The sequence below is a fragment of the Streptomyces sp. ME19-01-6 genome (assembly GCF_033793745.1).
Taxonomy (GTDB): domain Bacteria; phylum Actinomycetota; class Actinomycetes; order Streptomycetales; family Streptomycetaceae; genus Streptomyces.
Map to the genome: position 1 here is coordinate 1 of NZ_JARAXF010000035.1, position 17,487 is coordinate 17,487.

Here is a 17,487-nt window from a genome sequence, read left to right on the forward strand (position 1 = left end):
GTACGCCCCCGACAACAGACCCATCACCCGGTCCCCCACCGCAAGACCGGTCACCTCCGGGCCGACCTCGACCACGACACCCGCACCCTCGCACCCGAAGAGCGATTCGGTGTTGGGGACCACGCCCAGCGCGACCAGGACGTCCCGGAAGTTGACCCCGGTCGCCCGCACCGCCACCCGCACCTGACCCGCGCCCAGCGAGGCCTCGGCCTTGGGGCGCGCGGTCAGGGCCAGCCCCTCCAGGGTGCCCGCGGTGTCCAGGTCAAGGCCCCAGGCCCCGCTCGTGCCGGGGAGCGCCAGCGTCCCGGGGTCCACCGCGGGGACCCGGGCCAGCCGCGGCACCGACGCCGCGCCGGAGCGGACGACGGCTTCCGACTCGCCCGCGGCCACCGCGGCGGCCGCCACCGCGGACAGCGTCGACACCGCCGCGGGGGCGGCGTCCGGGTCCGCGCCCAGGTCGATGTCCAGGTCGATCTGCAGGATCCGGTCCGGGTGCTCCGACGCGGCCGAGCGCAGCAGTCCGCGCACCGCGGCCTGCGCCATGTCGAGCCGGTCGCCCGGAGCCGCGGCGATCGCCCCCCGGGTCACCGGGACCAGCCGCACGGCCTCCAGTTCGTCGTGCGCGAGCCACTCGCGCACGGGGCCCAGCACCGCGGCCAGCGCCTCCCGGCTCGCGGCGGGGACGGCGCCGCCCTCCCCGCGCGGGCAGGGAAGCAGCACCATCGATGGCACCGGCTCGCCCGCGCGGACGGCCTCGGCCACGGTGTCGATGTCCGGGTAGCGCGGTGCGTCGACGCCGGGCAGAGCGTCGCCCAGGATCGCGAACCCCTGCTCCGGCGCGTCAGCCATGGACAGGGGCGCCCAGGTGACCTCGTACATCGAGTTCACCCCGGAGCCCGCCATCGCCTCGGCGGTCAGCGGGCGTGAGACGAGCTGGTCGACGGTGAGGATCGGCAGCCCGGCATGGTCCGTCATCCACACCGAGATCGCGTCGGGACCGGCCGGGGTCACCCGGACCCGGGCCGAGGTGGCACCCGTGGCGTGGACGCGGGCTCCGGAGAACGAGAACGGCATCATCCGCTCCGCCTCGCCCTCGAGCAGCGAGACAAGCCGTGTCTGCAGCGCCGCGTCGACCAGCGCGGGGTGTACACCGAACCGCGCCGCCTCGCCCGCGGCGGGCTCCGCCAGCTCGACGTCGGCGAACATCTCGGCGCCGCGCCGCCACACCGCGCGCACGCCCTGGAACACCGGTCCGTAGGCGTAGCCCGCCTCCGCGAGGCGCTCATAGAAACCGTCGATGTCCACGGCGACCGCGTCGGCGGGTGGCCATGCCGTGTCCTCGGCCGCGGGTGGGTCGGCGGGCGCGGCGGTGAGGGTGCCGGTGGCGTGGCCGGTCCACTCCGCCTCGTCGTCGTCCTGGCCCTGGCGGTGCGGCCTGGAGTGCACCCGCACCGCGCGGCGCCCCAGCTCGTCGGCCGCGTCCACGCCGACCTGGATGTCGAGGGGCGTGCCGTCGGCCGGCACGACCAGCGGCGCGTGCAGGACGAGTTCGTCCAGGTGGTCGCTGCCGGCCGACTCGCCGGCGCGCAGCGCGAGTTCCATGACGGCCGCGCCCGGCAGCAGGACCCGGTTCAGTACGGCGTGGTCGGCGAGCCACGGCTGGGTGGCCGTGGAGAGTCGTCCGGTGAAGACATAGCCGTCGCCGTCGGCCAGCGTGACCGCGGCGGCCAGCAGCGGATGGCCCACGACGGACAGCCCGGCCCCGGCGACATCTCCGACGCCGTCGGTGTCCCGCAGCCAGTAGTGGTCGCGCTGGAACGCGTAGGTGGGCAGGTCCACGGGCGCGGCGCCGCCGAAGACCGCCTTCCAGTCGGGTTCGACGCCCCGTACCCACAGCTCGGCCAGGGAGGTCAGCACGCGCCGCGGCCCGCCCTCGTCGTGCCGCAGGGTGCCCACGGCGACGACGTCGGTGTCGGCGGCGTGCCCGGCTTCCTGGATCGCGGCCGCCAGCACCGGGTGCGGGCTGACCTCCAGGAACACCCGGTCGCCCCGGTCCATCAGGGCCCGCACGGTGTCATGGAACAACACCCGCTCACGCAGATTGCGATACCAGTACTCGGCGCCCAGCCCCTCCCCCGCCACCGGCGCCCCGGTCACCGTCGAATACATCGCCACCTCACCCGCACGAGGAGAGATCGGCGCCGCCAACTCCAGCAACCGCTCCCGGATACCCGCCACATGCGGCGTATGCGACGCGTAATCCACCGCCACCCGACGCGCCCGCACCCCCACACCCTCAGCAGCAGCCACCACCTCGTCCAGTGTCTCCGGGCGGCCGGCCACGACGGTGGCGGCAGGGCCGTTGACGGTCGCGACCCACACCCCGTCACGGCCCGCGAGAAGCTCCTCGACCCGCTCGACGGAGGCGGCCACGGACACCATCCCGCCCTGGCCGGCCAGTTCCTTGGCGATCGCCTGGCTGCGCAGCGCGACCAAGCGGGCGCCGTCCTCCAGCGACAGGGCACCAGAAACACAGGCCGCAGCGATCTCACCCTGCGAATGACCGATCACGGCCGAGGGCTGAACCCCCAGCGAGCGCCACATCTGGGCCAGCGACACCATCACCGCCCACAGCACCGGCTGCACCACATCGACCCGCTCCAACGGATCCGCGTTCCGCAACACCCCCAGCAGATCCCAGTCGACATGCGGCGCCAACGCCCCCGCACACCTTTCGATGGAATCGGCGAACGCCGGTGAACAGTCGAGGAGTTCGGAGGCCATGCCGACCCACTGCGAGCCCTGCCCCGGGAAGACGAACACCACACCCGTGGGCGCGCCGGAGGTCTCGCCGCTGACCACATGGGCCGCCGGCCCCCCGGCCGCCACGGCGCCGAGGCCGCTCAGGAAGGTGTCCTGGGTGTCGGCCACGACCACCGCGCGGTGCTCCAGGCCCGCCCGGGTCGACGCCAGCGACCAGCCGATACCAGCCGTCTCCGCGTCCTCGCGCTCGGCCGCGAAGGTGCGCAGCCGGGCCGCCTGGCCGCGCAGGCCGGCGGCGGACCGGGCCGACACCGGCCACGGGAGCGCGCCGGTGAGCGCGACCGGGGCGGGCTCGGCGGCGGCCTCGGGCTCGTCCGCCGGGGCCTGCTCCAGAATCACATGCGCGTTGGTGCCGCTCACCCCGAACGAGGACACCGCGGCCGTCCGCACCCGGTCGCTCTCGGGCCAGGCCAGCCGCTCCGTCACCAGCTCCACCGCGCCGGACTCCCAGTCCACGTGCGGCGTCGGCTGGTCCACATGCAGCGTCGGGGGCACGAGGCCGTGGCGCATCGCCATCACCATCTTGATGACCCCGGCGACCCCAGCCGCGGCCTGGGTGTGGCCGATGTTGGACTTCACCGAGCCGAGCAGCAGCGGCCGGTCCTCGGGCCGGTCCTGACCGTACGTCGCCAGCAGCGCCTGCGCCTCGATCGGATCGCCCAGCGACGTACCGGTACCGTGCGCCTCCACGGCGTCCACGACCGCGGGGGACACCCCGGCGTCGGCCAGCGCCTGCCGGATCACCCGCTGCTGCGACGGACCGTTCGGCGCGGTCAGGCCGCTCGACGCGCCGTCCTGGTTCACCGCGCTGCCCCGCACCACGGCCAGCACCTGATGACCATTGCGGCGCGCGTCCGACAACCGCTCCACCAGCAGCAGTCCGACGCCTTCGGCCGCGCCCATCCCGTCCGCGGAGGCCGCGAACGCCTTGCACCGGCCGTCGCGCGACAGGCCCTGCTGCTTGCTGAACTCGGTGAACAGGTCCGGCGTCGACATCACGGCGACACCACCGGCCAGCGCCAGGGTGCACTCGCCCTGCCGCAGGGACCGCACCGCCAGGTGCAGCGCCACCAGCGACGACGAGCAGGCGGTGTCCACGGTGAGGGCCGGGCCCTCCAGGCCGAAGGTGTAGGCGATCCGGCCCGACGCCACGCTGCCCGCCACGCCCGTCATGGCGTGGCCCTCGACCTCCTCGGGGACCGCGGGCAGCCTGCTGCCGTAGTCGCGGAAGCTGGATCCGATGAAGACACCCGTCCGGCTGCCGCGCAGCGCCGCCGGATCGAGGCCGGCCCGTTCGAACAGCTCCCAGGACGTCTCCAGCAGCAGCCGCTGCTGCGGGTCCATGGCCAGAGCCTCGCGCGGCGATATGCCGAAGAAGGACGCGTCGAACTCCCCCGCGTCATGCAGGAATCCGCCCCGGTCCACGTACGAGGTGCCCGGCCGGTCGCCCGCCACGTCGACCAGGCCGGCCAGGTCCCAGCCGCGGTCGGCCGGGAAGCCGGTGATGGCGTCCCCGCCGCCGGACACCAGCCGCCACAGGTCCTCCGGCGACACGACCTCGCCGGGGTAGCGGCAGCTCATCCCGACGATCGCCACCGGCTCACTGCCGGCGGACTCCACGGCCCGCAGCCGCGACCGCGTCTCCTGCAGTTCCGCGGTGACCCGGGTCAGGAAGTGGCGAAGCTTCTTGACGTCATCCATGTTCTTGCCCTCGATCGTGGGTCAGTTGTGGGCGTGCGTACGTGGTGCCGTTGCCGATGGCGCGCGGCCGGTCAGGAGATCCCGAATTCCTTCTCGATGAAGTCGAAGATCTCTTCGTTGGACGCGTCCTCGAGCTCGGCGGAGTCCACAGTGTCCTCGGCGGGCTGGTCGGCGCCGGCGGACGACCACAGCAGATGCCGCAGCCGCCCGGCGATGGCCGCCTTGCCGGGGTCCCCGTCCGGCAACTCCTTCAACAGGACCTCGAGACGGTCGAGTTCCGCGGCGCCGGGGTTCTCCGGCTCCTGGGACCCGCCGAACATCTCGGCGTCGAGATGGCGGGCGAGGTCGGCCACGGTCGGGCGGTCGAAGACCACGGTGGCGGGCAGCCGCAGACCGGTCGCGAGATTCAGCCGGTTGCGCAGCTCCACCGCGGTGACCGAGTCCAGGCCGAGTTCGAGGAACTGCCGCCTGGGGTCCACCGCGTCGGCGGAGTCGTGTCCGAGTACGGCGGCCGCCTGGGTGCGTACGGCCTCGAACAGGTGCCGCTCACGCTCCTGTGCCCCCAGGCCGGTGAGCCGGTCGCGCAGCGCGTGGCCCGCGGTGGCGCCGGTGGCCTCGGCCGCGCCCAGGGCCTGCCGGGTCTCGGGCAACTCGTCGAGCAGACGGCTGGGACGCGTCGCGGTGTAGGCATGGGCGAACCGGTCCCAGTCGATGTCGGCGATGACGACGGCCGTGTCGCCGTGGGCGAGCGCGGCCTCCAGCGCGAGGACGGCGGACTCGGGTGGCAGCAGCGGTACGCCGTGCCGGACCCGGACATCGGTGACCGCGTCCTGTTCGGCCATGCCTCCTCGCGCCCAGGATCCCCAGGCCACCGACGTGGCCGCGAGCCCGCGCGAGCGCCGGTACGCGGCCAAAGCGTCCAGATAGGCGTTGCCCGGGGCGTAGTTGCCCTGGCCCGCCATGCCGACGGTGCCCGCCAGCGAGGAGAACAGCACGAACGCGGACAGGTCCATGCCCTCGGTGAGTCGGTGCAGCCGCCAGGCGGCGTCGGCCTTGACCCGCAGCACGCGGTCGGCCTGGTCGGGCGTCAGGGCGGTGACGGCCCCGTCGTCGAGTACGGCGGCGGTGTGGAACACCGCGGTCAGCGGACGCGCGTCGGGGATCGAGGCCAGCAGGTCGCGCAGTGCGTCGGGGTCCGCGATGTCGCAGGAGGCCACCGTCACCTCGGTACCCTCGGCGGCCAGCTCGGTCACCAGATCGGCCGCGCCGGGGGCGGCCTGCCCCTGGCGGCTGACGAGCAGCAGGTGTTCGGCGCCCTGGGCGGCCAGCCTGCGGGCGACCTGCCCGCCGAGGGCCCCGGTGCCGCCGGTGATCAGGACTGTGCCCTTGCCCGGGGTCCAGCCGTCGCCCGCCGCCTCGCCCAGCGGCGCCCGGACGATCCGGCGCCCGAAGGCGCCGAACGGGCGCACCGCGACCTGGTCCTCGCTGGCCTGGTCGGCCAGCACCGCGCACAGCCGACCGAGGTCCTTGCTGTCCGGGGCGAGCGGCAGATCCACCAGGCCGCCCCAGCGGGCGGGCAGTTCCTGCGCCGCGACCCGGCCCAGGCCCCAGACCAGCGCCTGGGCGGGGCCGGTGAGCGGGTCCTGACCGCCGACGGACACCGCGCCCTGGGTGAGGCACCACAGCGGTGCGGACTCGCCCACATCACCCACCGCACCCCACTTCTCGAGTGCCTGGATCAGCAGCAGCGTCCGGCCGAAGCCGGCCGGCACCGCGGGCGTGCCGTCGAGGGGCGACTCGTCCCCGGCGAGCAGGGACAGCACCCCGGCCGCCTCGGTGTGCCCGGCGAGCACATCGGCCCACGTCCGTCCGTCCTCGGGGGCCACCAGCGGTTCGACGGCCGCTCCGTGCTCGCGCAGCGCCCCGGCGACCGCCTCGTACAGCTCGCCGTCGAGCTGGTCGCGGGTGCCGGCCACCAGCCAGGTGCCGAACAGCGTGGCCGGCGCATGGCCGGTCAGCGGCTTCCAGTCGGCCCGGTACCGCCATGACTCCATCGCCGACGCCGCCTTGTGGCGCCGGTGCCACGCCGACAGGGCGGGCAGAACGGCCGTCAGCTCCGGCCCCGCCTCCTCCAGCCGCAGCGTTCGCGCGAGTCCTTCCAGGTCCTCGCGCTCCACGACCTCCCAGAAGGCGGCGTTCTCGTCGGCGGCCGCCGAGGCGCGGGAAGCGAGGGCGGCGGGGGCATTGAGCCAGTAGCGCTTGCGCTGGAACGCATAGGTGGGCAGGTCGACGCGGCGGGCGCCAATGCCCGCGAACACCCGGGCCCAGTCGGGTTCGACGCCCCGTACCCACAGCTCCGCGAGCGAGGCCAGGAACCGCCGGGCGCCACCTTCGTCGCGCCTGAGGGTGCCGGTCACCACGGCGTCCACCGACCGGACGCGGCCGGCTTCCTGGATCGCGGCCGCCAGCACCGGGTGCGGGCTGACCTCCAGGAACACCCGGTCGCCCTGGTCCATCAGGGCCCGCACGGTGTCATGGAACAACACCCGCTCACGCAGATTGCGATACCAGTACTCGGCGCCCAGCCCCTCCCCCGCCACCGGCGCCCCGGTCACCGTCGAATACATCGCCACCTCACCCGCACGAGGAGAGATCGGCGCCGCCAACTCCAGCAACCGCTCCCGGATACCCGCCACATGCGGCGTATGCGACGCGTAATCCACCGCCACCCGACGCGCCCGCACCCCCGCACCCTCAGCAGCCGCCACCACCTCGTCGAGGGCGGTGAGATCGCCCGCGACGACGACGCTGTCCGGACCGTTCACCGTCGCGACCCACACCCCGTCACGGCCCGCGAGAAGCTCCTCGACCCGCTCGACGGAGGCGGCCACGGACACCATCCCGCCCTGGCCGGCCAGGTCCTCGGCGATCGCGCGGCTGCGCAGCGCGACCAGACGGGCGCCGTCCTCCAGCGACAGGGCACCAGAAACACAGGCCGCAGCGATCTCACCCTGCGAATGACCGATCACCGCGGACGGCTCGATCCCCACCGAACGCCACACCTGGGCCAGCGACACCATCACCGCCCACAGCACCGGCTGCACCACATCGACCCGCTCCAACGGATCCTCGTTCCGCAACACCCCCAGCAGATCCCAGTCGACATGCGGCGCCAACGCTGCCGCACACCTCTCGATCGAGTCCGCGAACGCCGTGGAGACATCCAGGAGTTCGGTCGCCATGCCCACCCACTGCGAGCCCTGCCCCGGGAAGACGAACACCGCGCCGCCGGACCCGCCGGAGATCTCGCCGCTGACCACATGCGCCGCCGGTTCCCCGGCCGCCACGGCATCGAGCGCCCGCAGGAAACCGTCCCGGTGGTCGGCCACGACCACCGCGCGGTGCTCCAGGCCCGCCCGGGTCGACGCCAGCGACCACCCGATGTCGCCGGGGTGCGCCTCGGATGCGGCGGCGAACTCCCGCAGTCCGGCGGCCTGGCGCCGCAGGCCCTCCGCCGAGCGGCTCGACACCACCCAGGGCAGCGCGCCCGTGTGCACCGGCCGGTCCTCGAGGGAGAGGTCTTCGGCGACCGGGGCCTGCTCCAGAATCACATGCGCGTTGGTGCCGCTCACCCCGAACGAGGACACCGCGGCCCGCCGCACCCGGTCGCTCTCGGGCCAGGCCAGCCGCTCCGTCACCAGCTCCACCGCACCGGACTCCCAGTCCACCCGCGGCGTCGGCTCGTCCACATGCAGCGTCGCGGGCACGACACCGTGGCGCATCGCCATCACCATCTTGATCACACCGGCCACACCGGCGGCCGCGGAGGTGTGGCCGATGTTGGACTTGAGCGAGCCGAGCAGCAGCGGCCGGCCCTCGGGCCGGTCCTGACCGTACGTCGCCAGCAGCGCCTGCGCCTCGATCGGATCGCCCAGCGACGTACCCGTGCCGTGCGCCTCCACAACGTCCACATCGGCCCCGGACAGCCGGGCGTTGGCCAGCGCCTGGCGGATCACCCGCTGCTGCGACGGACCGTTCGGCGCGGTCAGCCCATTGGACGCGCCGTCCTGGTTCACCGCGCTGCCCCGCACCACGGCCAGCACCTGATGACCATTGCGGCGCGCGTCCGACAACCGCTCCAGGAGAACCACGCCGACGCCCTCGGCCCACGCGGTGCCGTCCGCCCCGGCGGCGAAGGGCTTGCACCGGCCGTCGGACGCGAGGGCGCGCTGATGGCTGAACTCCGTGAACACCGTCGGGGTGGCCATGACCGTCACCCCGCCGACCAGCGCCAGGGAGCACTCGCCCTGCCGCAGCGACTGCACCGCCAGGTGGAACGCCACCAGCGACGAAGAACACGCGGTGTCCACGGTGATGGCCGGCCCGGTCAGGCCGAAGGTGTACGCGATGCGGCCCGAGGCCACGCTGCCCGCGGCGCCGGTGAACAGATAGCCCTCGGCGCCCTGCGGGTCGGCGGAACCGCTGCCGTAGCCGTGCGGGACGGCGCCGACGAACACGCCGGTCCGGCTGCCGTGCAGCGACACCGGGTCGAGCCCGGCCCGCTCCAGGGCCTCCCATGATGTCTCCAGCAGCAGCCGCTGCTGCGGGTCCATCGCCACCGCCTCGCGCGGCGAGATGCCGAAGAACTCCGCGTCGAACTCGGCGGCGTCGTAGAGGAAACCGCCCTGCTGGACAGAGCTGGTGCCGGGCCGGGTGGGGTCCGGGTGGGCCAGGTCCTCCAGGGGCCAGCCGCGGTCGACCGGGAAACCGGAGATCACGTCCCGGTCGGAGAGCAGGAGCTGCCACAGCTCCTCCGGGGAGCGCACATCGCCGGGGAAGCGGCAGCCGGCCGACACGATCGCGATGGGGTCGTCGGCGGCCACAGGGGCGTCGCCCGCCGTCGCCGTGCCGTCCGCACCGAGGATCCGGTCCCTGAGGTGCTCGGCGAGCGCGAGCGGCGTCGGGTGGTCGAACACGACGGTGGGCGAGAGGTTCACCCCGGTCGCGGCCGCGAGCCGGCCGCGCAGCTCCACAGCGGTCAGCGAGTCGAAGCCCGACTCGCGGAACGCCCGCCGGATCTCGACGTCTCCCGGGGAGGACCAGCCCAGCACCGCGGCCGCGTGGGCGCACACCTCGTCCAGCACCACCCGCATCCGGTGTGCGTCCGAGGTCGCCTCGGCCACCCGCCGGGCGAAGCCCTCGAGCGCCTCGGGCCGCGGCCCGGACGGCAGGTCGACGCGGACCTCGGCACCGGAGATCGTCGGGGCGAGCCAGTAGCGGTCGCGCTGGAAGGCGTAGGTGGGCAGCTCGACTGGTCGCGGGTGTTCGCCGGGGACGAACACCCTCGACCAGTCGGGGGCCAGACCGCGGACCCAGAGGGCCGCCAGGGAGGTGAGGACCTGCTCGACCCCGCCCTGGTCGCGCCGCAGGGTGCCGACCGCGAGGACGTCCGGGCCCTCGGCAGCGGCATCACCGTCGGCCTGGAGTACCGAGGTCAGCACCGGGTGCGGGCTGACCTCCACGAAGACCGTATGTCCTGCGCCACGCACGGCCTGGACGGTGTCCTGGAACCGCACCGGCTCGCGCAGATTGCGGTACCAGTACTCGGCGTCGAGCGCCTCTCCCTCGACCAGCGCGCCGGTGACGGTCGAGTACATCGGGACGGCGCCGGGCCGCGGAGCCACCGAGGCCGCGGAGGCGAGCAGCGGCTCCCGTATGCGCTCGACATGGGGGGTGTGCGAGGCGTAGTCCACCGCGATCATCCGCGGTCGCAGCCCGGCGCTCTCGGCCTCGGCCCTCACCTCGGCGACGGCCTCGGGGGTGCCGCCGACCACCGTGGCGGCCGGGCCGTTCACCACCGAGATCCACACATCCGCGCGGTCCGCGAGCAGCTGCGCGACGCGGTCGGCCGAGGCGGCGATCGACAGCATCCGGCCCCCGCCGGCCAGCTCCGCGGCGGCCAGCCGGCTGCGCAGGACCACCAGCCGGGCCCCGTCGGCCGGCGACAGGGCGCCGGACACGCAGGCGGCCGCCAGCTCTCCCTGGGAGTGCCCGACCACCGCGGCCGGGGAGATGCCCGCCGCACGCCACATCCGGGCCAGCGACACCATCACGGCCCACAGCACCGGTTGCACGATCTCCACGCGCTGCAGCGCGTCCCCGTCACGTACGGCCTCGAACAGATCCCAGTCGACCTCGGCGGCCAGCGCCTGGGCGCACTCGTCCATCGAGGCGGCGAACGCGGGCGAGGACGCGAGCAGGTCGGTGGCCATCCCGGCCCACTGACCGCCCTGGCCGGGGAAGACGAAAACCACCCCGCCCGGCTGGGCCGGTACGGTGCCGCTCACCACGCCCGCGGCCGGCTCCCCGGCCGCGAGGGCGCCGAGACCGGCCAGAAAGGCGTCCCGGTCCTCGGCGACCACCGCGGCGCGGTGTTCCAGTGCGCCACGCGTCGTCGCCAGCGACCGGCCCAGGTCCTCCGGCGTCGCGTCGCAGGAGGCCGCGAAATCGCGCAGCCGCGCCGCTTGCGCCCGCAGCCCACCGGCCGTTCGGGCGGACACCACCCAGGGCAGCGCGCCGCGGTCCCGCATGGCCGGTACCGGTACGGGCCCGGCGGAGGGCGCGGGCTCGGCGGCGGAGGGCGCCTGCTCGATGATCACGTGCGCGTTGGTCCCGCTGATCCCGAACGACGACACGGCCGCACGCCGCGCCCGGTCCCGCTCGGGCCAGGGAGTGCTCTCGGTCACCAGCTCCACCGCGCCGCTGGCCCAGTCGGCCTGCGGCGTCGGGGCGTCCACGTGCAAGGTGGCGGGAACCACCCCGTGCCGGATGGCCATCACGGTCTTGATGACTCCGGCGATGCCCGCGGCCGCCTGCGTATGGCCGATGTTGGACTTCACCGAACCCAGCAGCAGCGGCCGGTCGCCGGGGCGCTCCTGACCGTAGGTGGCCAGCAGCGCCTGCGCCTCGACCGGGTCGCCCAGCGCGGTCCCGGTGCCATGCGCCTCCACCACGTCCACATCGGCGGAGGCCAGGCCCGCGTCGGCCCACGCGTCGCGGATGACCCGCTGCTGCGCCAGCCCGCTGGGGGCCGTCAGGCCGTTGGACGCGCCGTCCTGGTTGACCGCCGCGCCGCGCACCACGGCCAGCACCCGGTGGCCGTTGCGCCGCGCGTCCGACAGCCGCTCGACGAGCAGCATCCCGGCGCCCTCGGCGAAGCCGGTGCCGTCCGCCCCGGCCGCGAACGCCTTGCAGCGGCCGTCCCGTGACAGGCCCTGCTGACGGCTGAACTCGGTGAAGATGCCCGGGGTGGACAGCACCGTCACCCCGCCGACCAGTGCCAGCGAGGACTCCCGCTGCCGCAGCGACCGCACCGCCAGGTGCAGGGCGACCAGCGACGAAGAACACGCCGTGTCGATGGTGATGGCGGGCCCGGTCAGTCCGAGCAGATAGGAGATGCGGCCCGAGACGATGCTGGTGGTCTTGCCGGTGAGCAGATAGCCGTCGAGCGCTTCGGGGGCGTCGTGCAGCCGCGGCCCGTACTCCTGGTCCATCGTGCCCACGAAGACACCGGTCCTGCTGCCCCGCAGCGTGTCCGGGTCGATGCCCGCCCGCTCGAGCAGCTCCCAGGAGGTTTCGAGCAGCAGCCGCTGCTGCGGGTCCATCGCCAGCGCCTCGCGCGGCGATATCCCGAAGAACCGTGCGTCGAAGTCCGTGACCTGGTCGAGGAATCCGCCGCCCTCGGCGAAGCTGCCGCCGGTGCCGTCGGCCCGGCGCAGCCGCTCCAGGTCCCAGCCGCGGTCCTCGGGAAACCCCGAGATCGCGTCCCCTTCTGTGGCGACCAGCCGCCACAGGTCCTCGGGGGATTCCACCCCGCCGGGGAAGCGGCAGCTCATCCCGATGACGGCGATGGGCTCGTCGGGTTCGGCCGGGGAGGCCGCAGGGCCGGACCGCTCGGTGGCCGCCGCGGGTCGGCGGCCGGTCCTCGCTCTGTCGATGTGGCCGGCCAGCCCGGCCGGTGTCGGGTGGTCGAAGAGGGTGGCGGTGGTCAGCCGTACGTCCAGGGCGGTGTTCACCCGGCCGCACAGTTCTCCCAGCATGACGGAGTCGAACCCGAGGTCCTTGAACGTCCGCCGTACGTCGAGCTCCGCCGACGCGGACTGCCCCAGCACGGCCGCGGTGTGGCCCCGCACCACGCGCATCACCTCGTCCGGCCCGGCCGCCGCCGGGGCCGTGGCCGTGGCCGTGGCCTCCGGCTGCGGAACGGCCGCGGTCGGCGCGTCGGCAGTGGGTACGACGGTGGTGGGGGCTTCGGTGACGGGCGCGTCGAGCCAGTGGCGGTCGCGCTGGAAGGCGTATGTGGGCAGGTCGGTGCGGCGAGCGCCGGTGCCCGCGAACAGCCGGGACCAGTCGGGAGCGGGTCCGTGGGCCCACAGCTCCGCCAAGGAGGTGAGGAACCGCTTGGCGCCGCCCTGGTCGCGGCGGAGCGTTCCGCCGGCGAAGACGTCGGCGCCCGCCGCCTGCCCGGCTTCGGACACCGCGGTGGTCAGCACCGGATGCGGGCTGACCTCGAGGAACACCGTCTTGCCCGACTCCAGCAGGGCGCCGAGGGTGTCCTGGAAGAGCACCGGCTCCCGCAGGTTCCGGTACCAGTACCCGGCGTCCAGCTCCGTGCCGTCGACGGGCGCGCCGGTGACGGTCGAATACAGCGGCACATCGCCGGCGCGCGGGGCGATGGGGGCCGCCAGTTCCAGCAGCCGCTCGCGCACCCGCTCGACGTGCGGCGTGTGCGAGGCGTAGTCCACCGCGATGGTCCGGGTCCGCACCGCGGCCCGCTCGCAGGAGGCGATGGTCTCGGCGAGGGCGTCGGGGCCGCCGGCGACGACCGTGGCTGCGGGGCCGTTGACGACCGCCACCCAGACGCCGTCCCGGTCCGCGAGCAGCTCCCGCACCCACTCCACGGGGGCCGCGATCGAGACCATGCCGCCCAGACCCGCCAGTTCCTCGGCGATGGCGCGGCTGCGCAGGGCCACCAGCCGGGCCCCGTCGTCCATCGACAGAGCACCGGACACGCAGGCGGCCGCGATCTCTCCCTGGGAGTGTCCGACCACCGCGGCCGGGGAGATGCCCGCCGCGCGCCACACCTGTGCGAGCGAGACCATCACGGCCCACAGCACCGGCTGCACCACGTCCACGCGGTCGAGCGGGGTCTCGCCCGAGGTGTTCCGCAGGACGTCGAGCAGGTCCCACTCGATGTGCGGCGCCAGCGCCGCCGCGCACCGGTCGATCGATTCGGCGAACACCGGTGAGGACTCCAGCAGCCCGGTCGCCATGCCGGCCCACTGGGATCCCTGCCCCGGGAAGACGAACACCACCTCGGTGGCCTCGCCCGTGGCGGTGCCCTGCACAATATGTTCGGCGGGCTCTGCGGAGGCGAGGGCGTCCAGCCCGCCGAGGAATTCCTCACGGTTTCCGGCCAGCACCACGGCGCGGTGTTCGAGCGCGGCCCGCGACGACGCCAGCGACCAGGCGATGTCCGCCGCATCGGCGGACGTGTCGGCGGACGTGTCGGCGGTGAACTCCCGCAGCCGCGCCGCCTGGGCGCGCAGTCCGCGCGCGCTACGGCCGGACAGCGGCCAGGGCAGCACCGAGCCCAGGTCCAGGACCGGGGTCGCGGGGGCCGCGGAGGGCGGCTCGGCGGCGGCGGGCGCCCGCTCGACCACCACATGCGCGTTGGTACCGCCCATACCGAACGCGGACACCCCGGCCACCAGCGGTGCGTCGGGCCGCGGCCACGGGGTCAGCCCGGTCTGCACCCGCAGGTTCCACTCCGCCAGCGGGATTCGGGGGTTGGGCGTCTCGAAGTTGAGGCTGGCGGGGAGCCGGCCGGCCTTCAGGGCGAGCAGTACCTTGATCAGACCGGTAATGCCGGCGGCGCCCTCCAGGTGTCCCACGTTGGTCTTGGCCGAACCGACCAGCAACGGGGCATGCGGTGGCCGCGACGCGCCGAACACCGACGCCAGGGCGGCCGCCTCGACCGGGTCGCCGACGGCGGTCCCGGTGCCGTGCAGTTCCACGTACTGCACCTCGTCGGGCCCGATCCCGGCGTCGGCGCAGGCCCGGCGCAACACGTCCTCCTGGGAGGCCTGGCTCGGGGTGGTGAGGCTGTCGCCGCCTCCGTCGTTGTTGACGGCGCTGCCGCGCAGCACGCCGTGGATCCGGTCGCCGTCGGCGAGCGCCCGCGCGAGGGGCTTGAGGAGGACGAAACCACCGCCCTCGCCCCGGACATAGCCGTTGGCGCGGGCGTCGAAGGTGTAGCAACGGCCATCCGGCGAGAGTCCGCCGAACCGGGAGACGCTCAGGGTGCCGTCGAAGGTGAGGTTGAGGTTGACGCCGCCGGCGAGGGCGATTTCGCACTCTCCGCTGCGCAGGCTCTGGCAGGCCATGTGCACGGCGACGAGAGAGGAGGACTGGCCGGAGTCGACGACCAGGCTCGGTCCGTGGATGCCGAGCAGATAGGAGAGCCGATTGGCGATCATGCTGCGGTGCAGGCCGGTCAGCGTGTGATGGGTGACCGCCGTGGTGTCCCGCCACCGGGTCAGCGTGGCGTAGTCGTCGCTGATGGCCCCGACGAACACGCCCGCCCGGCGCCCCGTGACACGGTCCGGAGTGAGCCCCGCGTCCTCGAGGGCCTCCCAGCCGAGTTCGAGGGCGAGCCGCTGCTGCGGGTCCATGGCCGCCGCCTCGCGCGGCGAGATACCGAAGAAGTCGGCGTCGAAGCAGTCCACTTGATCAAGAAAGGCGCCATGCCCCGGGGCCTTGGCGGCCTCGTCCGAGCGGCGGGCCCACCTGCCGGGCGGCACCGGCGTCACCGCGTCGGCGCCGTCGTGGAGCAGGCGCCAGAACTCCGCCGGTGAATTCGCTGCGGGTAAGCGGGTGGAGAGCCCGACTACCGCGATGGAGCCGTCGACATGAGCATGACGTAACGAATCCACAGACATGGACAAAGACATCCCCCGTCGCGCTCCGGTTCCCATGCCCAGCATATTAGAGATGATCACAACAAGGTCGGCAACCGACGCCCTGACAGCCGTTCGAATAAGTTTCGAAAAGCCTGTTGAAACTTCAGACAACCGTCGGAATGAACTCCGCCGTCAACGTGATCTCCGCAATCACTCTATAGCTGTCTCTTCGGGCCACAACCCAAAAGTGACGCTGGTCACATGCTACGGACTTATGGAACCCACTCGGATCCCCGCTCCCGCCGGGACACGCCCCTGCCATGAACGCAGTAGTGGCTTGACAGCCCGGGCCGGATCACGTTTGGCTGTGATCACACAAGGCACCACCGGACAACACGGCACCCCCACCAACTCGGCCGGAAACCATCCGGTCATCAGACTCCGTGCGACGCGACAGTGACGTCGGTCGGCACCGGATCGGGTCGCCGGACTCCGGCTGTCATACCGCCCGCAGGCGGCGGTCGAATTCAAGCCAATCAGAGCGACCACACGGCTGCCCGTGGCGTTCGGGGGAACGAGGAGTGGACCGGTGACCTGCAGCTCTCCAGGCCGTCCCACGTCGCCAGACGCGCCGGACGCCTGCTTACCCGCGCGGGTCGCACGGTCCGCGCTGGCCGTCGACGGGGCCGGCCGGAACAACTGGAAATTTCACCAGTGGTTCACCGAGTATCGTGTCCGGGATTCGTCGCTTGTTCGCCGCATCCCCTTGAACGAGTTGGCGGGCTGGAGATTCGAGGATGGGACCGGAAATCTCGTCCATGACACTGGCCGATTCTTTTCGATACAGGGCCTGCGGGTGCGAACCGGTCAGGGACCGGTCCACGATTGGTCACAGCCGATCATCGTCCAACCAGAAGTCGGCATATTAGGAATCCTGGTCAAGGAATTCGATGGCGTACTGCATTGTCTGATGCAGGCCAAGATGGAACCTGGAAACCGCAACGGTATACAGCTGTCTCCGACCGTACAGGCGACCCGGAGCAACTACACCGGGGTGCACGGCGGAAGACCCGTGCCTTATCTGGAGTACTTCCGGGATCCGTCGTCAAGACAGGTGCTGGCCGATGTCCTGCATTCGGAGCAGGGCTCCTGGTTCCATCGGAAACGCAATCGAAACATGATTGTCGAAGCGACCGAGGACGTCGAGCTGCTCGACGGCTTCTACTGGCTGACAATCGGCCAGCTGCACGCGCTGCTGGCCGAGGACGACCTGGTGAACATGGACGCGCGCACGGTGCTGTCCTGCCTCCCGTTCGCCGACCCCCTCAGCGGGGACCGGGGAGCGCTGCACACCACCGGTCACCTGCGGAGCTGGATCAACGACGCCCGGGTCCGCCGGGAGGTCGATGCCACCCTGACCGGCCTCGGCGAGGTCCGCGGCTGGCACCGGTCCACGGACCTGATAGCGCATGAATCCGGCCTTTTCTTCGACGTCATGGCGGTGGATGTACGCACCGGCAGCCGCGAGGTCGGCGGCTGGACCCAGCCGATGATCGAGGCCCGGGACACCGGGATCGTGGCCTTCCTGGTCAAGCGCGTCAACGGGGTGCTGCACGCCCTGGTCCAGCTCAAGGCGGAGCCGGGCTTCGTGGACGTGGTCGAACTGGCTCCGACGGTGCAGGCCACCCCGCAGAACTACAAGGTCCTGCCCGCCGAGGCCTACCCGCCGTTCCTGGACGAGGTGCTGGGCGCGCCCACGGACACCATCCGCTTCGACAGCACGCTCTCCGAGGAGGGCGGCCGGTTCTTCCACACCCGCAGCCGCTATCTCATCGTCGAGGTCGCCCCGGACCGTGACCTGGCGGCTCACGACGACTTCCGCTGGGTGACCATGCGTCAGCTGCCCCAACTCCTGTGCCACAGCCACTATGTGAACGTTCAGGCCAGGAGCCTCATCGCATGTCTGCACAGCCTGATGGCCGGAACGGAACTGAGTGACTGA

General features: G+C 73.0%; 3 protein-coding genes. 1 reads left to right on the plus strand and 2 read right to left on the minus strand.

Annotation, left to right across the window (positions count from 1 at the left end):
- On the minus strand, nucleotides 1–4,524 hold a 4,524-nt coding region (locus PV419_RS43585; RefSeq protein ID WP_319698597.1), incomplete at its 3' end, for a polyketide synthase.
- Between the two features lie 71 nt (nucleotides 4,525–4,595).
- Complete coding sequence (locus PV419_RS43590; protein ID WP_319698599.1) at nucleotides 4,596–15,524, minus strand: type I polyketide synthase; 10,929 nt, start codon at nucleotides 15,522–15,524, stop codon at nucleotides 4,596–4,598.
- Nucleotides 15,525–16,074: 550 nt separating this feature from the next.
- On the opposite strand from PV419_RS43590, the gene PV419_RS43595 reads away from it, so the two are divergent.
- A complete protein-coding gene (locus PV419_RS43595; protein ID WP_319698601.1) occupies nucleotides 16,075–17,487 on the plus strand; it encodes an NDP-hexose 2,3-dehydratase family protein in 1,413 nt (470 codons plus the stop codon).